19 protein-coding genes and 1 pseudogene are annotated in these 20357 nt (G+C 72.1%); 12 read left to right on the top strand and 8 right to left on the bottom strand.

Annotated elements, in window-relative coordinates; translation table 11 throughout:
• The first annotated feature begins 146 nt into the window (after window positions 1–146).
• Complete coding sequence (locus ABT296_RS05975; protein WP_351923692.1) at window positions 147–2321, top strand: discoidin domain-containing protein; 2175 nt, start codon at window positions 147–149, stop codon at window positions 2319–2321.
• A gap of 32 nt (window positions 2322–2353) precedes the next feature.
• Window positions 2354–3439, top strand: coding sequence for a DUF1996 domain-containing protein (locus ABT296_RS05970; RefSeq protein ID WP_351923690.1), 1086 nt, complete (start codon window positions 2354–2356; stop codon window positions 3437–3439).
• A gap of 78 nt (window positions 3440–3517) precedes the next feature.
• Here ABT296_RS05970 and ABT296_RS05965 read toward each other — a convergent pair whose 3' ends face one another.
• Window positions 3518–4555 (bottom strand): LacI family DNA-binding transcriptional regulator, encoded by a 1038-nt coding sequence (locus tag ABT296_RS05965; protein ID WP_351923688.1) that lies wholly within the window; start codon window positions 4553–4555, stop codon window positions 3518–3520.
• 131 nt (window positions 4556–4686) lie between these two features.
• Here ABT296_RS05965 and ABT296_RS05960 point away from each other — a divergent pair, with 131 nt between their 5' ends.
• From ABT296_RS05960 to ABT296_RS05950, 3 genes are all read left to right on the top strand, one after another.
• Window positions 4687–5385 carry a VanZ family protein gene (locus ABT296_RS05960; RefSeq protein ID WP_351923686.1) on the top strand — a complete coding sequence of 233 codons (699 nt, stop codon included), beginning with the start codon at window positions 4687–4689 and terminating at the stop codon, window positions 5383–5385.
• Window positions 5386–5943: 558 nt separating this feature from the next.
• Entirely contained in the window at window positions 5944–6624 is a 681-nt protein-coding gene (locus ABT296_RS05955) for a response regulator transcription factor (RefSeq protein ID WP_351923684.1), read from the top strand.
• A complete protein-coding gene (locus ABT296_RS05950) occupies window positions 6617–7696 on the top strand; it encodes a sensor histidine kinase (protein WP_351923682.1) in 1080 nt (359 codons plus the stop codon). Before ABT296_RS05955 ends, ABT296_RS05950 begins: the two co-directional genes overlap by 8 nt.
• Before the next feature lie 72 nt (window positions 7697–7768).
• Here the strand turns inward: ABT296_RS05950 and ABT296_RS05945 are convergent, their stop codons facing one another.
• Window positions 7769–8338, bottom strand: a complete 570-nt coding sequence (locus ABT296_RS05945) for a TetR/AcrR family transcriptional regulator (RefSeq protein ID WP_351923680.1) — start codon at window positions 8336–8338, stop codon at window positions 7769–7771.
• A gap of 72 nt (window positions 8339–8410) precedes the next feature.
• Between ABT296_RS05945 and ABT296_RS05940 the strand changes: the two genes are divergently transcribed.
• From ABT296_RS05940 to ABT296_RS05930, 3 genes are read left to right on the top strand one after another with little or no spacing between them, the layout of a single operon-like run.
• A complete protein-coding gene (locus ABT296_RS05940; protein ID WP_351923678.1) occupies window positions 8411–8935 on the top strand; it encodes a GNAT family N-acetyltransferase in 525 nt (174 codons plus the stop codon).
• A 32-nt stretch (window positions 8936–8967) separates the two neighbouring features.
• On the top strand, window positions 8968–9885 hold the full coding sequence (locus ABT296_RS05935) for an aminoglycoside phosphotransferase family protein (protein WP_351923676.1): 918 nt from the start codon (window positions 8968–8970) through the stop codon (window positions 9883–9885).
• Window positions 9886–9917: 32 nt separating this feature from the next.
• Complete coding sequence (locus ABT296_RS05930) at window positions 9918–10658, top strand: VOC family protein (RefSeq protein ID WP_351923674.1); 741 nt, start codon at window positions 9918–9920, stop codon at window positions 10656–10658.
• A gap of 16 nt (window positions 10659–10674) precedes the next feature.
• On the opposite strand, the gene ABT296_RS05925 is transcribed toward ABT296_RS05930, so the two are convergent.
• Complete coding sequence (locus ABT296_RS05925) at window positions 10675–11130, bottom strand: GNAT family N-acetyltransferase (protein ID WP_351923672.1); 456 nt, start codon at window positions 11128–11130, stop codon at window positions 10675–10677.
• Window positions 11131–11398: 268 nt separating this feature from the next.
• On the opposite strand from ABT296_RS05925, the gene ABT296_RS05920 reads away from it, so the two are divergent.
• Window positions 11399–12613: an esterase/lipase family protein gene (locus ABT296_RS05920; RefSeq protein WP_351923670.1), complete on the top strand. Its 1215-nt coding sequence runs from the start codon at window positions 11399–11401 to the stop codon at window positions 12611–12613.
• 127 nt (window positions 12614–12740) lie between these two features.
• The gene (locus tag ABT296_RS05915; RefSeq protein ID WP_351923669.1) at window positions 12741–13502 is read left to right on the top strand and encodes a hypothetical protein; all 762 of its coding nucleotides are present in this window, start codon (window positions 12741–12743) and stop codon (window positions 13500–13502) included.
• 22 nt (window positions 13503–13524) lie between these two features.
• On the opposite strand, the gene ABT296_RS05910 is transcribed toward ABT296_RS05915, so the two are convergent.
• On the bottom strand, window positions 13525–14535 hold the full coding sequence (locus ABT296_RS05910; protein WP_351923668.1) for a mechanosensitive ion channel family protein: 1011 nt from the start codon (window positions 14533–14535) through the stop codon (window positions 13525–13527).
• Window positions 14536–14726: 191 nt separating this feature from the next.
• Window positions 14727–15920, bottom strand: coding sequence for a spore photoproduct lyase family protein (locus tag ABT296_RS05905; RefSeq protein ID WP_351923666.1), 1194 nt, complete (start codon window positions 15918–15920; stop codon window positions 14727–14729).
• Window positions 15921–16156: 236 nt separating this feature from the next.
• On the opposite strand from ABT296_RS05905, the pseudogene ABT296_RS38705 reads away from it, so the two are divergent.
• Window positions 16157–16384: pseudogene (locus tag ABT296_RS38705) on the top strand (UBP-type zinc finger domain-containing protein); the annotation flags it as partial.
• Window positions 16376–16894, top strand: a complete 519-nt coding sequence (locus ABT296_RS38700; RefSeq protein WP_502977194.1) for a DUF427 domain-containing protein — start codon at window positions 16376–16378, stop codon at window positions 16892–16894. The pseudogene ABT296_RS38705 and the gene ABT296_RS38700, both read left to right, overlap by 9 nt.
• 191 nt (window positions 16895–17085) lie before the next feature.
• Here ABT296_RS38700 and ABT296_RS05895 read toward each other — a convergent pair whose 3' ends face one another.
• From ABT296_RS05895 to ABT296_RS05885, 3 genes are all read right to left on the bottom strand, one after another.
• Complete coding sequence (locus tag ABT296_RS05895; protein WP_351923659.1) at window positions 17086–17805, bottom strand: DUF4232 domain-containing protein; 720 nt, start codon at window positions 17803–17805, stop codon at window positions 17086–17088.
• 226 nt (window positions 17806–18031) lie between these two features.
• Window positions 18032–18490: an SRPBCC family protein gene (locus ABT296_RS05890; RefSeq protein WP_351923657.1), complete on the bottom strand. Its 459-nt coding sequence runs from the start codon at window positions 18488–18490 to the stop codon at window positions 18032–18034.
• Window positions 18491–18682: 192 nt separating this feature from the next.
• On the bottom strand, window positions 18683–20047 hold the full coding sequence (locus ABT296_RS05885; protein ID WP_351923655.1) for an MFS transporter: 1365 nt from the start codon (window positions 20045–20047) through the stop codon (window positions 18683–18685).
• Window positions 20048–20357: the final 310 nt, after the last annotated feature.

The following is a 20357-nucleotide window of genomic DNA, read 5'->3' as shown; positions in this document are numbered from 1 at the left end:
CCGCCCATCGGCCCAGCGAAAACACTCGCCACACAAGGAGTTGAGTCCCAATGGATTGACAGGCCCATGTCTCCGCGTCAGGCTCCGGGAGAGCGCTCTCCCATCGACACGGGACGCCGATCCCCCTCCTTCGTTCAGGAGAGAACGTGTTCAGACCCCACATCCACCTCGTCGCGCCCACCCGCGCCGGGACCCTTCTCCTCACCCTGCTGGCCCTGCTGGCCTCGTCGTTGACCGTCCTGGCCGCACCGTCCGCGCGAGCCGCCGACGCCCTGCTCTCCCAGGGCCGACCCGCCACCGCCTCCTCCGCCGAGGGCGCGGGTTTCCCCGCCTCCGCCGCCGTCGACGGGAATCTCACCGGGACCCGGTGGGCCAGCGAATGGCGTGATCCGCAGTGGATCCAGGTCGACCTCGGCGACCGCAAGAACCTCAGCCGCGTGGTCCTCACCTGGGAGGCCGCCTACGGCAAGGCGTACGAGATCCAGGCGTCCGACAACGGCACCGACTGGCGGACCCTGACCTCGGTGACCGACGGCAACGGCGGCACCGACGAACTGGCGGTCTCCGGTTCCGGCCGCTACGTGCGGATGCACGGCACGGCACGGCCCGGCTCCTACGGCTACTCGCTGTGGGAGTTCCAGGTCTACGGCGCCGCGGGCGAGGACCCGCCGCCCGCCGGCGGAGCGGTGAAGGTGACCGGCGCGCAGGGCGCCTGGCAGCTGACCGTGGGCGGCCGCCCGTACACGGTCAAGGGCCTCACCTGGGGGCCGGCCGTCGCGGACGCCGCGCGCCACCTCCCGGACGTCAGGTCCATGGGCGTCAACACCATCCGCACCTGGGGCACCGACGGCTCCACCAAGCCGCTCCTCGACGAGGCCGCCGCCAACGGCATCCGCGTGATCAACGGCTTCTGGCTGCAACCGGGCGGCGGCCCCGGCAGCGGCGGCTGCGTCAACTACGTGACGGACGACGCCTACAAGAGCACCATGCTCGGCGAGATCGCCAAGTGGGTCGAGGCGTACCGGAGTCACCCGGCGACGCTGCTGTGGAACGTCGGCAACGAGTCGGTGCTCGGCCTGCAGAACTGCTACAGCGGTGACGAACTGGAGCGCCAGCGCAACGCGTACACGACCTTCGTCAACGACGCCGCCAAGCGGATCCACGCGATCGACCCCGACCACCCGGTCACCTCCACCGACGCCTGGACCGGCGCCTGGCCGTACTACAAGCGCAACGCCCCGGACCTGGACCTGTACGCGGTCAACGCCTACGGCGACATCTGCGGTGTGCGCCAGGACTGGGAGGAGGGCGGCTACACCAAGCCGTACATCATCACCGAGGGCGGTCCGGCCGGCGAGTGGGAGGTGCCGGACGACGCCAACGGGGTTCCGGACGAGCCCACCGACGTGCAGAAGCGCGACGGCTACACCAAGGCGTGGAACTGCGTCACCGGACACCAGGGCGTCGCGCTCGGCGCCACCCTCTTCCACTACGGCACCGAGCACGACTTCGGCGGCGTCTGGTTCAACCTGCTCCCCGACGGTCTGAAGCGACTGTCCTACTACGCCGTGAAGGCGGCCTACGCCGGTTCGACGGCCGGCGACAACACCCCGCCCGTCATCACCGGTATGTCGGTCACCCCGGCCGGATCGGCGCCCGCGGGCGGGGAGTTCACCGTCCGCGCCGACGTCCGCGACCCGGACGGCGACCCGCTCACCCACCGGATCTTCCTCAGCGGCAACTACGCGAGCGGCGACAAGCGTCTCGTCGAGGCCAAGTGGCGGTCCACCGGCAACGGCACCTTCGCCGTCACCGCGCCGCAGAAGCTGGGCGTGTGGAAGGTCTACCTCCAGTCGGAGGACGGACGCGGCAACGCCGGGATCGAGACCAGGTCGGTCAAGGTGGTCCCGCCGCCCGTCGCGGGCACCAACCTGGCGCTGAACCGGCCGGTCACGGCCTCCTCGCACCAGGCGCAGTACGGCGACTGCCCGTGCACGCCCGCCAAGGCCGTCGACGGTGACACCGGCACCCGGTGGGCCAGCGACTGGAGCGACCCGCAGTGGATCGCGGTCGATCTCGGTGCCCCCACCACGGTCGGCAGGCTCCAGCTGGTGTGGGACCCCGCGTACGGCAAGGCCTACGAGGTGCAGGTGTCGGAGAACGGCACCGACTGGCGCACGGTGCACGCCACCACGAGCGGCGACGGTGACGTGGACGGCATCGAGTTCGCCGCGACGACGGCCCGCCATGTGCGGCTGCATCTGACCCAGCGCGGCACCGGCTGGGGCTACTCCCTGCACGAGTTCGGCATCTACCGCTGACGGCCCGACACCCCACCTTCCCGGGAGACTTCATGAACGCACGTGCCAAACCCGTACCCGTCCTGCTGATCGCCGTCGCCCTGCTGGCCGCCCTGCTCGGGGTGGGCTCGACCGCGATGGCCTCCGGCCCCGACACCGCGAAGGCCGCCACCGACACCGCCGCCTCCGGGCACGAGGGCCACACCATGGCGGTGTCCGCGCTGCCGTCCGGGGACGACCCGGACGGCGACGGCTACATCCCCGCGAACCCGCCGGTCACCGGCGTCACCCCGTCCGACAGGGAGCCCGCGCCCCGCTACTTCCACGAGTTCCAGGCCAACTGCGACGTCACGCACACCGCGCCGGACGACCCGATCGTCTACCCGTCGCAGCCCGGCAGTTCGCACGACCACACCTTCATGGGCAACACCACGACCAACGCCCACAGCACCACCGGCTCCCTCTACGGTGGACGCACCACCTGCAAGGCGCCGGGCGACTCGTCGGCGTACTGGATGCCGTCGCTGTTCAACGGCGACCGGAAGGTGCTGCCGACGGGGCCGCAGGTCATCTACTACAAGGCGGGGGTCACCGACTACACCAGTGTGCGGCCCTTCCCCAAAGGGCTGAGGTTCGTGGTCGGCAGCCCGACGCAGAGCGCCGCGGAGTTCCGCGGCCACCCCGGCTGGGTGGAGGGCTGGGAGTGCGGGGACAGTTACCGCAACCCCGACTTCCCCTCGAACTGCCCTGCCAACACTCAGCTCAACATCCGTATGCAGTCGCCGAGTTGCTGGGACGGCCGCTACCTGGACACGCCCGATCACAAGAGCCACATGGCGTACCCGGTGGTGAAGCCCGGCACGAACAACAACGTCTGTCCGGCCAGTCACCCGGTAGCCGTGCCGATGGTCGAGTTCAAGATGGCCTTCCCGGTGGACGGTGACATGTCGCGGGTGAGGCTGGCCAGCGGGACCGGTCACTCGTTCCACTACGACTTCTTCAACGCGTGGCACGAGCCGACCCTGGCGGCCCTGGTCGAGCACTGTGTGGTCGGCGGACTCCAGTGCAACGCCCGCGGCTACGACGAGACCCACCCCGGGGAGGGCGCGGCGCTGGGCCCCGACTACCGGCTGCCGTAAGGCTGCCGCCCCATCGACCGCCCGGCCCGTTCCGCGCTCCCTGACCCGCCGCGGAACGGGCCGGGCACCCGTCTGCCGTTACGCCGACGCCCGTACCACCAGCTCCGGTTCGAAGATGACGGAGGTGGGTTCGGTCCGGGCTCCCTCGATGCGCTCCTGGAGCAACTGGGCCATTCTGGCCGCCATTTCCTCCATGGGCTGCCGCACGGTGGTCAGCGCCGGCCGGCAGGCGAGGGCAGCGCTGGAGTCGTCGAACCCGATCACGGCCACGTCGTCCGGAATCCGCCGGCCGGACTCCCTGAGCACCTCGCAGGCGCCCTGCGCCATCAGGTCGTTGGCGACGAACACCCCGTCGATCTGCGGGTGTTCGGCGAGCAGCCGGGCCATCGCCGCGGCGCCGCTGTCGTAGGTGAAGCCGCCCTCGGCGATCGGGATGTACGGGTGTCCGTGCCGCGCCAGCGCGTCGCGGAATCCGGCGAGCCGGTCCTGGCCGGCGGGCACGTCGAGCGGCCCGGTGACCGTCGCGGGCCGCCGGCAGCCGCGGGCGAGGAGGTGTTCCGCCGCCAGCCGTCCGCCGTCCGCGTGCGCGAGGTCGACGTAGCTGACCGGGACCGGCCGGGCGGGCCGTGCGAACAGTACGCAGGGCAGGGCCGCTTCGGCGAGCAGTTCCGGCAGCGGGTCCTCGGCGTGCGTGGAGACGACCAGGGCGCCGTCCGCGCTGCCCTGCCGTACGTAGGCGGCGACGTCGGCGCGGGTGGCCTCGGAGTCGGCGAACATCAGCACCGGGTGCATGGAGCGCGGGCGCAGGAAGTCGATGACGCCGCCCGCGACACGGCCGAAGAACGGGTCGGCCAGCATCCGCGCGGCGAAGGAGCTGCGCTCCCCCTCGGGTTCCCCGGCTCCCGAGACGACCAGGGCGATCGTCTCGGCCCGCCGGGTCACCAGGGAGCGCGCGGCCCGGTTCGGCGAGTACCCGGTACGGGCGACGGCGTCGCGCACCGCGCTCTGGATGGCGGGGTCGACGTTGCGCACCCCGTTGATGACCCGGGAGACCGTGGCGCGTGAGACCCCCGCCTCCCGCGCGACGTCCTCCAGCGTGGGCAGCCGCCTGATCATGCCCGCACCCTACCCGCTGCCCGGGAGCTTGGGGAGCGCTCTCCGGCAGGCCGGTGGGGCCGATGGCTGTATCGCGGGCGTATGGCGAACCGCATACGCCCCGGCAACGGCCCACCCGCTCCCATGGGTGCATGACCTCCTCTCTCTCCGGCTCGTCCGGCCGTGTGCGCCGGACCGTGCTGCTGGGCCTGCCGCTCCTCGCCCTGATCGGCGCCTTCTACGTCCTGCGGCGGCCGCTGCTGATGTCGGCTCCGAGGTGCGTGTCCGGGCAGTGGCACGGCTGCCTGGACACGTTCAACGGGGTGGTGTTCATGACCCTGGCGACGGTGCCGGTGGCCCTGCTGGTGGTGTGGGTACTGGCGCGCCGTTGGCGGGCCGCCGGTGTCGAGGGGGCGTGGCGGCTGTCGCTGGCGGAGGTGGGCATGGTCCACGGGACGGTGCCGTTCGTGTGGATGACGATGATGCCGGGCGGCGGGGCGGGCGTCGTTCCCGCGAGGGTGAGCCTGGTGCCGCTGCGGGACCTGGTCACGATGGGCCCGGGCGGCATCATCGGCAACCTGCTGGTCTTCGCCGCGCTGGGCTGCTTCGCCCCGATCCGCTTCACGGCACTGGCCTCCCTCCCACGCGTCCTGGCGCTGGGCGCGGGCTGCTCGATCCTGGTCGAGACGGCCCAGTACGTCCTGCAACTGGACCGTGTGTCCTCCGTGGACGACGTACTGGTCAACACGACAGGCGCGGCCCTTGCCGCCCTGGCCTCCCGAGCCTGGTGGCACACGCCGGTGACGACACCGACGGAGGCGCCCCTCCGGGCGAAGGTCCCAGCGGCCTGAGCCCTGCGCACTCGGACACCTCCCGGGGGCGCGGGCCCGTGTCGACACACGGCTCCGCCACGCACGTCCAGCTCCACCCACCCAGGGGCGCGGGGCAGTGTCGACACACGGCTTCACCTCGTGAGCGCACCCCGCGGGGCCTGCACGAACGGCAACCTCCCGGTACCGGACAGCTCCACCCACCCAGGGGCGCGGGCCCGTGTCGATACACGGCTTCACCTCGTGAGCGCACCCCGCGGGGCCTGCACGAACGGCAACCTCCCGGTACCGCACAACTCCACCCACCCAGGGGCGCGGGGAACTGCGCGACCAGCCCCCACAACCCCGCAGCCGAACCGCAAGATCAGCCCATCACCCCAGAACCGCCAACCCCCCAACGCCGGACAGGCCCACCCACCCAGGGGCGCGGGGAACTACGCGACCAGCCCCCTCGGCGCCGCAGCCGAAACCATGAGGTCAGCCGATCAGCCCAGGATCGTCCGCCGAGGCGGCGGGCAACGCGAGGGCGCCACGGCCTCGCATACGCCCGCGATACCCCCCTCTGTCTAGTCTGCGCAAATGCGCGTACTGATCGTGGAGGACGAGCCCTACCTGGCCGAGGCCGTCCGGGACGGCCTGAGACTGGAGGCCATCGCCGCCGACATCGCCGCCGACGGCAACTCCGCACTGGAACTGCTCGGCGTCCACTCCTACGACCTGGCGGTCCTCGACCGGGACATCCCCGGCCCCTCCGGCGACGAGGTGGCCCGCCGCATCGTGGCGTCCGGCAGCGGCATCCCGATCCTCATGCTGACCGCCGCCGACCGGATCGACGACAAGGCGTCCGGGTTCGAGCTGGGCGCCGACGACTACCTCACCAAGCCGTTCGAGCTGAGGGAGCTGGTCCTGCGGCTCCGGGCGCTCGACCGCAGACGGGCGTACGCCAGGCCCCCGGTCCGTGAGATCGCGGGGCTGCGCGTGGACCCGTTCCGCCGGGAGGTGTTCCGCGACGGGCGTTACGTCGCGCTCACCCGTAAGCAGTTCGCCGTGCTGGAGGTGCTGGTCGCCGCCGAGGGCGGAGTGGTCAGCGCCGAGGAGCTGCTGGAGCGGGCCTGGGACGAGAACGCCGACCCCTTCACCAACGCCGTCCGCATCACCGTCTCCGCCCTGCGCAAACGGCTCGGCGAGCCGTGGATCATCGCGACGGTGCCGGGCGTCGGCTACCGGATCGACGGCGACTGCGGCCGCGCGCGTGGCTAGACGGCGGCCGGGGTTCAGCGCCCGCCTGAAGCTCACGCTGAGCTACGCCGGGTTCCTGGCCGTCGCCGGGGCCCTGCTGCTGGCCGTGGTCTGGGCGTTCCTGCTGCGCCATGTGCCGGACAACTCGCAGGGTCTGCTGGGGGTGTCCCCCAACCGCTACCTCCTGGTGCACACGTTCGCACCCGCCGCGGCCGCCGCGATGGCCTTCCTGCTGGTGTTCGGCCTGGTCGGGGGGTGGATCCTCGCCGGGCGGATGCTCGCGCCGCTCACCCGGATCACGGCCGCGGCCCGGACCGCGGCGACCGGCTCGCTCTCGCACCGGATCCGTATGGAGGGCCGCCGGGACGAGTTCCGGGAGCTGTCCGACGCCTTCGACACCATGCTCGGCCGACTGGAGTCGCACGTCGCCGAGCAGCAGCGGTTCGCGGCGAACGCCTCCCACGAACTGCGCACCCCGCTGGCGATCTCACGGACCCTGCTCGACGTCGCCCGCAAGGACCCCACCCGGGACCGGGAGGAACTCCTCGACCGCCTGGACGCCGTCAACTCCCGCGCGATCGGCCTCACCGAGGCGCTGCTGCTGCTCAGCCGCAGCGACCGCGGCGGCTTCGCCCGCGAGAGCGTCGACCTCTCCCTGGTCGCCGAGGAGGCCGCCGAGACGCTGCTCCCGCTCGCCGAGCAGCGCGGGATCGCCCTCGGCGTCGGCGGCTCCACGGCCCGCGCCGGCGGCTCCCCGGAACTGCTGCTGCGGATGGTGACGAACCTCGTGCAGAACGCCGTCGTGCACAATCTCCCCGCCGGGGGCACGGTGACGGTCCGCACCGAGGAGACGGGCGCCACGAGCGTGCTGCGCGTCGAGAACACGGGGCCGGTGCTCGCGCCGGAACTGGTGCCGACCCTCACCGAACCGTTCCAGCGCGGCACGGAGCGCGTACGGACCGACGAGCACGCGGGAGTCGGCCTGGGCCTGGCCATCGTGCACGGCGTGGTCCGCGCCCACGACGGCGCCCTCACCCTCACCCCACGGGACGGCGGCGGCCTCGTGGTCACCGTCCGGCTGCCCCGCGCATAGAGACCTGCGACAGCGGACCTGGGGTCCTTCTGATGGATCGCCGCGACGCCGCGGAGACCCATCAGAAGGGCCCTAACGGCCCAGGTATCGCTGGACCGCGGCGGTCGTCCTGTGCTCGTCGCCGGTGGCGAGGAGGTCGAGCAGCGCTCCGCGCAGGACCGCGAGGGTCAGGGTGCGGCGGACTGCGCCGTCCTCGCCGGTCCGTTCCGCCTCGGGCTGGCAGGCGGCCAGGACGTCGAGCCAGTCGTCGACGGTGGCCCGGGCGAACCCGCTCCAGGGACCGTCGGGTTCGACGAGGGAGCGGGCGTACGCCTCGGCCCACAGACGCAGCAGCGGCCGGTGTTCGTCCGCCGCGAGCCAGGTCCACACCTGCTCGACCGCCGCGGCGAGGCCGGCCGGACGGTCGGCCCGGCGCAGGTCGGCCAGCAGGGCGAGCTCGTCGGCGCGGGCGCGCTCCAGCAGCGCGCGGACGAGACCGTCCTTGTTCCCGAACAGGAACATCAGCACGCGGGTGCTGGAGCCGATGGCCTCGGCGAGCGGGCGCAGCGACAGGTCGGCGAGGCCGTGGGTGAGCGCGTACGCGTAGGCGGCGTCGAGCAGTTCGATCTGGCGGGCGGAGGGGTTTGCGGTGTTCGGGGGCACGGACCTAGCCTAGAGCAACTGACACGACCGTGTCAGTTGCGTTGAGTGCCGACCCGCTACGGAGAGTGCGTCATGTTGAAGGAAGCCGGCGAAGCCCGCCAGGGGCAGGCCGTGATCCGCCGTGCCGACCGGCCCGGCGACCTGGGCTGGGTGGTGATGGCCCACGGTGAGCTGTACGACCGGCAGTTCGGCTACACCACCGAGTTCGAGGCGCTGGTCGCCAAGATCGTCGGTGACTACGCCGTACAGCACTCCCCGGCCACCGAGGCGGCCTGGATCGCCGAGATCGACGGCGAGCGCGCCGGCTGTGTGTTCCTGGTCGCCGGCGACGAGCCGTCCGTGGCCAAGCTCCGCGTCCTGCTCGTCACACCCGCCGCCCGCGGCCACGGTCTGGGCACGCGCCTGGTCGAGCGCTGCCTGACCTTCGCCCGCGAGGCCGGCTACGAGCGGGTGACGCTGTGGACGACCGCCAACCTGACCTCGGCCCGCCGTATCTACGAGCACTTCGGCTTCACCCTCTCCGACGAGGAACCCCAGCACTCCTTCGGCCACGACCTGGTCGGCCAGCACTGGACCCTGGACCTGGCGGCTCGCTGAGGGGCGGCCGCGGGCGGCTAGCGTGGCCCCGCGTGACTGATACCGAGATCGAGATCACCGCGGAACTGGTCCGGGAACTGCTGCTCGACCAGCACCCCGACCTGGCCGGTCGTCCGATACGGCTCGGCGCGAAGGGCTGGGACAACCAGTTGTGGCGGCTCGGCGACGACCTCGCCGTCCGCCTGCCCTGGGCGACGCCGACGGCGGACGAACTGCTGCGCAAGGAGTACACCTGGCTACCCCGCCTCGCACCGGGCCTGCCGCTGCCGGTCCCCGTGCCGCGGCGCCTCGGCGAGCCCTCGGAGCGGTTCCCGCGGCCCTGGACCGTCACCACCTGGGTGCCCGGTGAGCCCGCCGACCGGGCCCCCGTCACCCGGGCCACGGAGGCCGCGGAGGCTCTGGCCGCCTTCCTGACCGTCCTGCACCGCCCCGCTCCCCCGGACGCGCCGGTCGGCCGGGACCGCGGCGGGCCGCTGGCCGGCCATGCCGAGGGGTTCGTCCCGCGGTTCACCGCGGCCGCCGAGGCCGGGCTGATCGCCGACCCCGAGGCCGTCCGCTCGGTCTGGGAGGACGCCGTCACCGCACCCGACTGGGACGGTCCGGCGCTCTGGCTGCACGGCGACCTGCACGCGGCCAACGTCCTCACCACGAACGGCACCCTCTGCGGCGTGATCGACTTCGGCGACCTCTGCGCGGGCGATCCGGCCTGCGATCTCGCCGCCGCCTGGACCCTGTTGCCGCAGGGCGGCGCCGACCGCTTCCGCACCGCCTACGGACACGCCGTCGACACCGCGACGCTGTGCCGCGCCCGCGGCTGGGCGGTGCTGCGCGCACTGGCCTGCGTGTTCATCGCCGACGCCGGAGCACGCGGCCTACCCGGCGGCAAGCCGAGTTGGGGCCCGCCGGCCCGGGCGGCGCTGAGCCGCCTCACCGCGACGGCCGGCCGCTGACCGGGAGCGTACGGCCCCTTAGGATCGCCAGCATGGCGCTGAGACTTGCTCACCTGAACGTCAAGGCTGTCGACGGCCCGGCGCTCGGCAGGTTCTGGGCGGAGGCGCTCGGCTGGAACGTCTTCCGGCCCGGCGTCACCACCTACGTCGGCCCCCGCGACGAACTCGTCTGGCCGGACCCGGTCTTCGTCGGGATCGACTTCGTTCCGGTCCCGGAGGCCAAGTCGGCCACGAAGAACCGGATACACCTCGATCTCGCCAGCAACTCCCCAGCCCATCAAGCGGAGTTGGTGGCGCGCCTTCAAGCCCTCGGCGCGATCCCCGTCGACGTGGGTCAGGGTGACGTGCCGTGGACGGTCCTAGCCGACCCGGAGGGCAACGAGTTCTGTGTGCTGGAGCCGCGGGAGGTCTACCGGGACACCGGGCCGGTCGCGGCGATCGTGGTGGACTGCGAGGATCCGCGGGCGATGGCCGGGTTCTGGGGTGCGGCGACGGACTGGACCGTGCGCGAAGTCACCGACGACCAGGCGGTGTTGCGCTCCCCGCGAGGGCTCGGCCCGTATCTGGAGTTCCTGCGCACACCGGGCGGGAGGACGGTGCCGGACCGCCTCCATCTCGACCTGCTGCCGCACCCCGGCGAGGACAGGGCGGCGGAGGTGGCTCGCCTGCGGGCTCTCGGTGCCGCCGATCTCGACCTCGGGCAGGGCGACGTTGCGTGGACGTGTCTGACCGACCCGGAGGGGCACGAGTTCTGCGTCCTCGCACCGTCCTGACGAGGTTCCCGCCCTGTCAGGCTCCGCGTGCGGGTGGGCAGAGGTAGAAGAGTTCGGGATCACCCTCGTCGAGGCCGTGGACCAGCCCGGCCGGCTGCCAGCCGAGCGCGTGCAGCAGGGACTGCATCGGCTGGTTCGAGACGTTCGTCGAGGTGAACAACTTCGGTGCGGAGCAGGCCGCTTCGGCCGCCCGGAGCAGCCGCGCCCCGACGCCGCGCCGACGGGCGTCCGGCGCGACCATCACCATGGTCACGAAGCCCTGTTCGAAGAAGGTGTACTCAAGGACGCCGTAGCCCAGGATGCCCGTCGGGCCCTCGGCCACGATCACCGTGCCCTGCTCCAGCCACCGTCGGATGTGCGCGATCCGCTCGTCGTCGCCGGCCGCCGCGGCAGGGTCGACGGCGGCGAGCGCGGCGCTGTCCGTGGAGCGCCCCGCTCGCACCCGGACGCGGTCGGCCGTCCCGTTCTCCATGCACGGCATCCTGACACCACTGGTCCCGGGCACGCCTCCCCTTTGTCCGTCCGCCGGGCCCGGACCCGCGGTCACGGCTGCGGGGTTACGCCGCATTGGGCCGCGCGGTGGAACGGAACAACCCGAACGTGGCAATCCCCCCGGTCCGGCGGCGAAATGTGGCGATCACCCCTGGTAGGGCTGTCCATGCAGAAGGCATATGCCGATCGGACGTGACCGTCGCGCATGGCCTCGAAACCGCATGTCAGCACCGCACGAAGGGACTGTCGTGACCGACAGCAGAACAGAGAAGATCAGGAAGGCCGCCGGGACGTTCGGACTGGTGACACCCACGGGCGGGGCGACCGCCCCACAGGCACCCCCGGCCGACGAGGCGTGGGAGCTGCCGGGCGGCAGCGCGCGGGTGTACTACGGGGAGGGGCAGAAGGGCGTGGTCCGGCCCGTGGTCCTGGCCGACGGGTTCAACCTCGGGCCGAGCGACTTCGACTGGCTCTGGGACCAGTTGGAGAACGGCCGGTTCCCGTTCATCAGCGAACTCCGCCGACGCGGACGCACACTCGTCCTCGTCGGGTTCGACGAGCGCAGTGAGTCGATCCTCCGCAACGCCGAGACGGTGATGGCCGCGATCCTGCGGACCAGTGCCGAGCAGCTCGACGACACCCGGCTCCTGGCCGGCGGGTTCAGCATGGGCGGCCTTGTCACCCGTTACGCGCTGGCGAAGATGGAACAGCGGCGCATGGACCACCGGGTCGGCGTCTACGTGTCGTTCGACAGCCCGCACCGCGGGGCGTGGGTGCCGATCGGACTCCAGGCCTTCGCGCACTACACCGCCGCAGTCGACGACACCTACCTGCGGCAGATCAGCAGCCCGGCCTCGCAGCAGATGCTCTGGCGCTACCTGGACGACATGAAGGGCACGCCGCAGGAGAGCCCGCTGCGGACCCAGTTCAAGGAAGAGCTCCAGAAGGTCGGCTCGTGGCCGCAGATCCCGCATCTGCTCGGGGTGTCCAGCGGACGCGGCGACGGCACGGGCAACGGCGTACGGGCCGGGGCGAAGACCCTGAGCTGCGCCGGGCCGCTCTTCGACGGCACGTACTTCCTCGCCCAGTCCCAGGGCGAGGAGGCGGAGGTGGCTGTCCTGAACGGGGTGCTCGGCGGGCCGCACCCGATCACCACCAGCGGCTTCCCCGAGCTGGACGGCGCGCCGGGCGGCACGCTCGAATCGTTCGGCATCGTCGGCGACGCCCTTGCCGGCGTCGGTGAGAGCATCGAACTGGTCCACCGCTCCGGATGCTTCGTGCCCTCCGTGAGTGCGGTTGCCGTCCGTGACCTGGACCGGCAGGAGGACCTGTACGTCAACATCGACCAGCTGCCGCCGGAGGAGTCCGAACTCCACGACTTCCTCCTGTCCCAGGACAACGACCCACACGCCCTCATGACGGAGGACATCGGCCGCTGGGTCCTCGACCGCCTGCCCGACTGACCCCGGCCGGCTCCGACGGGGACGAGTAGCGGCGCTGTCAGGGACAAGGAGCCGCGACCTCGTCGGGGGGGGACCAATTACCCCAGAAATGGGCGACCTGGTCATGCGCCGCTGCTATAAACCCACCATGACCAGCGTGACTTGGGCCAGTGACGTGACCGACGCGGCGGGTGCGGTGGGGGCGATCGCCGCCGTGGTGGTGGGGATCGCCGCGATCTACTGGGGGTACCGGGCCAACGTGCCGCGGCGCAGGGCCGAGTACACCGTCGAGATCACCCCGCTCCTCACGGGCGGGGTGAGCGATGTGACCGTGTACCGGGGAGGGCAGCGCCTCGCGCATCCGCACACGATGACACTGAAGCTGACGAACGTGGGGCACGGGGAGTTCGAGGCGGCCCATTTCAACGACAGGCCGGTGGAGTTCGCCCTCGGCTCGCGCATCGTCGCCAAGCTGGGCGAGGAGACCGGGGACCACCGGCGGGTGCCGCCGGCGGACTTCACCGACGACACCCTGTACGTCCGGCCCCACGTCATCCACAAGGGCCAGCAGATCACCTACAAGTTGCTCCTGGACGGCCCCAACCCGGTTGTCACGCCACGCCATTCGCTCAGCGGCGAGCTCAGGGTCCAGCCGTGGGCGACCAAGGTCTTCAAGCTCTGGCTCGCCGGCATCGTGCTGGTGGCCGCCTGCCTCTGGACCGGGACCCTGTGGGCGCAGGCCGAGGCCGAGGAGCAGACACGTTCCAAGGTGCAGGAGATCGTGGAGGCCTCGTACCGGGCGGGCATGCACGCCGGGCACCAGATGTGCCGGCAACTGCCGGACGGCTGCGCGACGCAGACGCCGGCCGGCCTGGGCACCGTCCCCGAAGGACTCGGTCGGTCGAGGTAGATCCCGCGTCCCAGGTCTCCGTTCATTGGGGGCTGGTGAGCGTGCCCGTGAGGTCGGACCGCTTCCCGTCCTCCTGGCGCAGCCAGACGGCACGCTGCGGGAAGGGCATCTCGATGCCCGCGCCGTCGAAGGCGTCCTTCACCCGGCGCCGCAGTTCACGGGTGACGGCCCACTGCTTGAGCGGGACGGTCTTGACGCAGACGCGGACGACGACTCCGTCGGCGTCGAGGGACTGCACGCCCCACACGGCGGGTTCTTCGAGGAGGGTGCCGGCGAACTCGGGGTCCTCCCGCATCGAGCGGCCGGTCTCCTCCAGGACCTGGTAGACGGCGTCGAGGTGGGAGTCGTAGGCCACGGAGACGTCCAGGACGGCGCGGGCCCACTCCTGGCTGTCGTTGCGGACGCGGAGGATCTCCCCGTTGCGGATGTGCCAGAGGCCGCCGTTGAGGTCGCGGATCTGGGTCAGGCGCAGCCCGACGTGCTCGACCTCGCCGACGGCTTCGCCGAGGTCCACGGAGTCGCCCACGCCGTACTGGTCCTCGACCATGATGAGCATGCCGGAGAGGTAGTCGGCGACGAGGCTCTGCGCGCCGAAGCCGATGGCGAGCCCCACGACTCCGGCGCTGGCCAGCAGCGGGCCGAGGGCGATCCCGATCTGGTCCAGGATCATGGCCACCCCGGTGACCGCGATGACGATCGTCACGATGCTGCTGAGCACCGAGCCGATGGTCCGGGCCCGCTGCTGGCGGCGCTCACCGGCCCGGCCGTTGTCGCGCTGGAGGACCAGCGGGCCGCGGGTGCCTCGGCGTGGTGCGGCGTCGGGGTCGGCGGGTTCCAGGATGCGCCGGACGACGCGGGTGATGGCCCGTTCGGCCACCAGTCGTATCAGGGCGGCGATCACGACGATCAGCGCGATGCGCAGGGGGACGCCGATCAGCAGGTCGGCGTTGCCGGTGAGCCAGTCGGGCAGGGCGTCCATGCGGCTGGTCAGGCTGGCGAGGTGGAGCGACGTGGGCGGGGCGGAGGACGACAACGGGGATTCTCCAGAGCGCTTTCGTTCGGGGCCGGCGGGCACGCGGCTGCCCCTGCGGAAGGGGTCTCCCGGTGCCCGGGGAGGGACCTCCCGCTCCTCACCCGGCGCGCCGGTTCCATGTCGGCGGCCGCTGGATCTTCACGGCGGCGGCACGGGCGCCTCACACACGGGCCCGTAGCGTCTGCTCGCTGTCAGAAGGCGTAGCGGACGCGCAGCCAGGGGGTGTGCAGGCCGATCAGCGTGCGCAGCTCCTCCAGCGCCCTCGCCTTGACGTCGGTGCGGTAGCGGACGTTGAGCGCGCCGTTCCGGGACTGCTTGGCCTGCTGGAGTTCGGGCCGCCACAGGACGTCCTCGGCGCGGGGGTGCCAGCCGAGGTTGACCTCGTGCAGCTCCCGGTTGTGCGTGAGCATGATCACCTCGGCGGCGGCCTGCCGCTTCACCCGCTCCGGCAGGACGTCGTCCAGCCGCCTCAGCAGCTCCGCCCACGCCTCCCGCCAGCCCGGGCGGATCACCACCGGGGAGAGGTTGAAGTGCACCTCGTACCCGGCGTCGAGGAAGTCCTCCGCGGCCGTGACGCGTTCCGCGACGGGTGAGGTCCGTACGTCGAGGAGGCGGGAGTCGTCGGGCGGCATGAGGGAGAAGCGGATCCGGGTGCGGCCCCGCGGGTCGAGGGCGAGCAGGTCGGGGTTGACGAACTTGGTGGCGAAGGACGCCTTGGCGGTCGGCCAGTGCCGGAACGCGTGCACCAGGTCGGCGGTGTTGTCGCAGATCAGCGCCTCGACCGAGCAGTCGCCGTTCTCCCCGATGTCGTACACCCAGGACCCGGCGTCGCACTGGTTGGGCTCGGTCTTGGGGCCCTGGCGGGCGATGTGGCGGGCGAGGTGGGCGATGATCGCGTCGATGTTGGTGAAGACGGTGACCGGGTTGGCGTAGCCCTTGCGCCGGGGCACGTAGCAGTAGGCGCAGGCCATCGCGCAGCCGTTGGCGGCGCCCGGTGCGATCCAGTCGGCGGATCTGCCGTTGGGGCGGGTGGTGAGGGTCTTGCGCTCGCCGAGCACGAGTGTCTCGCCCTTGACGCGGACCCAGCGGTCGACGTTGGTCCGGTCGCCGTGGACCGCCGGGATCCGCCAGTGGGAGTCCACCGTGACCAGGCGTGCCTCGGGGAAGCGGTTCAGGATCTGCCGTCCGCGCGGGGAGGCCGCCGCCGCGGGCTCCGCGTGGATCTCCCGGACGGGGAGCATCCGGCGGGCGGCGGCGGAGTCCCGGAAGCGCGGGGTGTCGTCGGCGGGCGGCGATCCGGGGCCGGTCGTGGGGGTGGCCGGGTCGAGGGCGTCCAGTCCGAAGAGGGTGCCGGAGTCGTCGTCCGGTCCGGTGGAGTGGCGCATGAGGTCTCCGGTCCCGATGGTGCGTGGACGCCCGCGGCGGCGGTGCAGGGGGGTGCAGGTGGTCCACTGTATGCCGCCCCTGAAGGGGCCCCGCTCTCCTGGTTCCGGGACCGTGCATCCGGCGGATGCGGTCGGGGCGAAGCAGGGGAGGAACCAGAGCCGGAGGAGGAACCGTGCCTGTATGGACGCTGCGGCCCGACGGGGGCCGCCCCTCGGGGCGTGGGTGCGCGCACACGCTGACGGCCGACCCGGCCCCTGCCGGCACGGCCTGTCCGGCCTGCGCGGCCCGCGGGCGGACCCGTTCCGATTTGCTGCTCTGTCTGACCTGCGGGCATGTGGGCTGCGGCGACAGCTCCCCCGGCGCACACGCCCACGCGCACTTCGCCGCCAGCGGCCACCCGGTGGCCCGCTCCCTCTCCTCCGGCCAGGACTGGGCCTGGTGCTACGAGGACGAGGTGTACCTCGATCCGCCGCACGACGGCCGACGGCCCTGCCCCGTCGAGCGCCCGCCGGAGTCCGTCTGGGACTACCCGCGTCCGCCGGCGCTGCGGGAGGACGGCCGCCGGGTCCGCGTCGAGTGCGCCGGCGAGGTACTGGCCGACACACGCAGAGCCCTCCGGGTGCTGGAGACCAGCCATCCGCCCGTGTTCTACGTCCCCCCGGCGGACGTCCGTATGGACCTGCTGCGTCCGGTGCCGGGGGGCCGGACCCGCTGCGAGTGGAAGGGCTGGGCCCAGTACTGGGACCTGGCCGTGGCGGGCGAGGTGCGTGAGCGCGCCGCCTGGAGCTACCCGCACCCCGATCCCGGCTACGAACTCCTCGCGGGCTGCGTCGCGTTCTACCCGAGCCGCGTCGACCGCTGCACGGTCGACGGGGAGGAGGTCGGCGCGCAGGAGGGCGACTTCTACGGCGGCTGGATCACCGCGGAGGTCAGGGGGCCGTTCAAGGGCGCGCCGGGCACGCTGATGTGGTGACCCGGCGTGACGCCGGCGCGTCCCGCGGCGAGGGCGGGGTTCGCCGGGCGCGGGCGGGGCGCCTGCGTCGCGGGCATCCGGTCAGGGTGGACGGCGGTTCCCGACTGATCGGCTCCCACCGGGAGTTCGCCGGGGACGGCCCCCGGGGTGGCGTGTTCGGGGGCGCGGGCGGTGGACCCGGTCGCCGTCCGTCAGGAGGAGACGATGAAGTCCAGTGCGAAGCCGGACGCGGACGTCCAGTAGGTGACCTTGGCGCCGTCGTCGAACGGCACCTCGCGCGGCAGGTCGACGCGGATCGGTCCGCTGCCGTCGCTGCCGTGTTCGCTGCCGTGCAGGAGGAGGGTGACGTGGTCGGTCTCGTACTGGTCCATGGGGACGCCGGAGGCGAGCATCGCGGCGTACGCCTCCTCGCCCGGGGCGAGCGTGACCGGCCCGGCGTCGGGGCCGGGGTCGCTGTCCTCGTAGACGTCCATCGGGTGGCGGGCGTCGGCGTGGTCGCCGAGGAAGATGTGCGGGTAGTGGTGGACGCTGCACTTGTCGGCGCCGACGTTGGTGACGGTGATGAGGAGGTGCTTGGGCACCTCGTCCTCCGCGTCCTGCAGGGTGGTGCCGAAGGTGAGGTCCTCGGCGGCGCAGGCGGCCGCGGTGCCGCCGCCCTTCCCGCCGGTGCTCTCGGCGCCTTCGGTGCCCTCGGAGGCCGTCGTGCCGGGCTTCGCCGCTCCGGTCGCGGTCGGCGCGGCTGCGGTGGCGCTCGGCCGGTCCGAGGGGGCCGGGTCGGCGCCGTCGTCCGTCCCCGGCCGGCAGGCGGTGGCCGTGAGCAGCGCGGCGACGGCCACGGCTGCTACGGCGTACGGGCTGCGGCCGCCGGACTTCCCCGTGGTGCCGCGGTCGGTGCGGATGACAGTGTTCATGTGTTTCCCCCGTGGGCCGGGCGGGCCCGGCCCCTTCTCTCGTCGTGGTCCGCCGTGACGGGTCGGGTCCCGGCGACACGAGAAGGTTAGGAGAGCGGGAGGCCGACGGCGTCCGGCGCAGGGTCGAACCGTCCGTCGGCTTCGGGACGCGTGAAGCACCTCGGGGTCAACCCGGGGCCGACCCGTGGGTAGGCGCGGGGTTGACCCCGAGGGGGCGGGTCAGGCGTCAGCGCGGGGCGATCGCGGCCTCGGCGGCCGCCTTGATCCGCGCGCCGAACGCCGGGGCGTCCTTGCGGGCGGCGACCAGGGCCAGGCCGACGAGGAGTTTGCCGAGCCCGTGGCCTTCGAGGGTGTTGAAGATACGGACCCGGGTCCGGCCGTCGGCCAACCGCTCCAGGTCGTAGCCGCCCTCGCTCGCGGTGACGCTGTTCTTCGACACCTCGGCCCACCGCAGGCGCACGGGGGCCTCGAACTCGGTGATGCGGAACTCCCTGGCCGTCTTCATGCCGGCGTCCTTGACGGTGCTGCGGAACACCGTCCCCTCGGCCGTGGGCCCGTCGGGCATCCGGTCGATGCGCTGCACACGAGGGCTGAACTGGGGGTCGTTGCGCCCATCGGCAAGGTACTCGAACACTGCTTCGATGGGTCGGTCGATCTCGACGGTCGCCTCGAACTGCCCTGACATGAGCGCGCCTCCATGGCTTCGGCCGCAGGGGCCGGGCACCCCGTACGGAAGATCCCCGCGGGCCGCGCGGCTCCGGTCTCGCAACCCGTGAGGAACCCCGCCGCCCGCCCCGGGCCGTGCCGGACACGGCCTAGCGGGAATCTACGGGACCGGCGGGGCCCCCGCGAGACGGGGAGCCCCGCCGGTCGGCGTCTACGCCTTGCCGCCCGACTCCCTGTCACGGAGGGCGCCGATGATGTCCGCGCGCTGCTCGTCCATCTTCCACAAGGACATGACCGCCAGCTGGAGCAGGAGGAGGGCGACCGGGGCGCCGTAGTAGAGCCAGCGCAGACCGGTGACGGTGCCGGAGCCCACGTCGGCCGGGTTGAAGTCGGTGACCGCGAGGACGAGGGCGACCAGGGCGCTGCCGATGGCGGTGCCGCCCTTCGTGGCGAGGGACTGGGCGGAGTTGAGCAGGCCCACGGAACGGTGGCCGAACTTCCACTCGTGGTAGTCGACCGCGTCGGCGACCAGGGTGAAGCTCGACGTCATGCTGAGGCTGACGACGAGGCACGCGGCGACGTAGACGGCGATCAGCAGCGGCAGCACCGACTCGGTCAGCGGCATGACCGCGTAGAGGGCGGCGGCCGCGCCGAGGGCGAGGACGTTGCCCTTGCGCTTGCCGAGGCGGGCGAAGTAGGCGGGCGCGACGAGGGAGCCCACGATGAGCGAGCCGGTGATGAGCGGCAGCAGCACCGAGATGGTCCAGGGCTTCTCCAGCACGTAGAGGGAGAAGTAGACGGTCACCGTGGTGAGCAGGCCGATCCGGGTGAAGTTCACGACCATGAAGAGGGCGCCGAGCACCCAGGGGCCGTTACGGAACATCTGCTTGACGCAGGTCCAGGTGCTCGGGCCGTGGTGTCCCGCGCCCGCGGCGTCGCTGACGTGTTCGGTGGTGACGCGGAAGGTGACGAGGAACAGGACCGTGCTGGCGACGCCCAGCACCGCGGCGGTGATGAGGTAGCCGCGCCGTTCGCTGCCGTCGCCGAAGGCGGTGACCAGGTGCGGTGCGGCGACGGCCACGAAGATCGTGCCGACCGACATGCCGATCGCGCGGGCCGTGCCCAGCTGCATGCGCTCGCCGTCGTCCCTGGTCATCAGCGGCATCAGGGAGCCGAAGGGGACGTTGACGGCGGAGTACACCATGCCCATGAGGAGGAAGGTGACGGCGGCGTAGACGACCTTCGTCGTGTGGGACGCCTCGGGGGTGACGAACGTGAGGAAGGAAAGGACACCGAAGGGCACGGCGCCGTAGAGGAGGTAGGGCCGGGCCCTGCCGTACTTGCTGCGGGTGCGGTCGACCGCGGCGCCCACCACCGGGTCCGCGACGGCGTCGATGACCCGGGCGACGAGCATCAGGGTGCCGGCGACGCCTGCCGAGATCAGGGCGACGTTCGTATAGAAGTACAGCAGAAAGCTGCCGGTGAAGTTCCAGGCCAGATTGGAGGCCAGGTCACCCAGGCCGAAACCGGCCTTCTCGGTTCTGGTCAGGCGCCGGTCGGCGGTGCTCGTGGGCACGGCCGCAAGGGTCTGCTCTGCCATGACGGCTCACACTCACTTCGTCGTGGAGGTATGAAGTCGCCGCCCGGCGACAGCGAGAGCGGGGACGTCGCGGTCGCGGCACTGCGCGGCTCGGCGCGGCGGCTATGGCCGGAAAGCTGTCATGCCGCCCCGGGCGAAGTCAATACAAAATTCTGATTCTGTTAAAGGGCTGGGAAGGGTTGACTCGATCCGCCGGGCCCGCCTACTTTCAGAATGTACATTCTGATCACGGCTTCGCCTACCGCGTGACGCCCCGGTTCCGCGGCGCCGACCGCAAGAAGAAGGA

It is taken from the genome of Streptomyces sp. NPDC000983 (assembly GCF_040299205.1).
Lineage (GTDB): Bacteria > Actinomycetota > Actinomycetes > Streptomycetales > Streptomycetaceae > Streptomyces.
The sequence above is the reverse complement of the archived record's forward strand: the minus strand, read 5'-3'. Positions and strand labels throughout refer to the sequence as shown.

Bases quoted from the DNA above. Each gene is read 5' to 3' on its own strand.
- ABT296_RS05940 (WP_351923678.1), top strand. From the start codon at position 8,411: ATGTTGAAGGAAGCCGGCGAAGCCCGCCAGGGGCAGGCCGTGATCCGC.
- ABT296_RS05930 (WP_351923674.1), top strand. From the start codon at position 9,918: ATGGCGCTGAGACTTGCTCACCTGAACGTCAAGGCTGTCGACGGCCCG.
- ABT296_RS05960 (WP_351923686.1), top strand. From the start codon at position 4,687: ATGACCTCCTCTCTCTCCGGCTCGTCCGGCCGTGTGCGCCGGACCGTG.
- ABT296_RS05895 (WP_351923659.1), bottom strand. From the start codon at position 17,805: ATGAACACTGTCATCCGCACCGACCGCGGCACCACGGGGAAGTCCGGC.
- ABT296_RS05915 (WP_351923669.1), top strand. From the start codon at position 12,741: ATGACCAGCGTGACTTGGGCCAGTGACGTGACCGACGCGGCGGGTGCG.
- ABT296_RS05965 (WP_351923688.1), bottom strand. From the start codon at position 4,555: ATGATCAGGCGGCTGCCCACGCTGGAGGACGTCGCGCGGGAGGCGGGG.
- ABT296_RS05905 (WP_351923666.1), bottom strand. From the start codon at position 15,920: ATGCGCCACTCCACCGGACCGGACGACGACTCCGGCACCCTCTTCGGA.
- ABT296_RS05925 (WP_351923672.1), bottom strand. From the start codon at position 11,130: ATGGAGAACGGGACGGCCGACCGCGTCCGGGTGCGAGCGGGGCGCTCC.
- ABT296_RS05955 (WP_351923684.1), top strand. From the start codon at position 5,944: ATGCGCGTACTGATCGTGGAGGACGAGCCCTACCTGGCCGAGGCCGTC.
- ABT296_RS05890 (WP_351923657.1), bottom strand. From the start codon at position 18,490: ATGTCAGGGCAGTTCGAGGCGACCGTCGAGATCGACCGACCCATCGAA.
- ABT296_RS05970 (WP_351923690.1), top strand. From the start codon at position 2,354: ATGAACGCACGTGCCAAACCCGTACCCGTCCTGCTGATCGCCGTCGCC.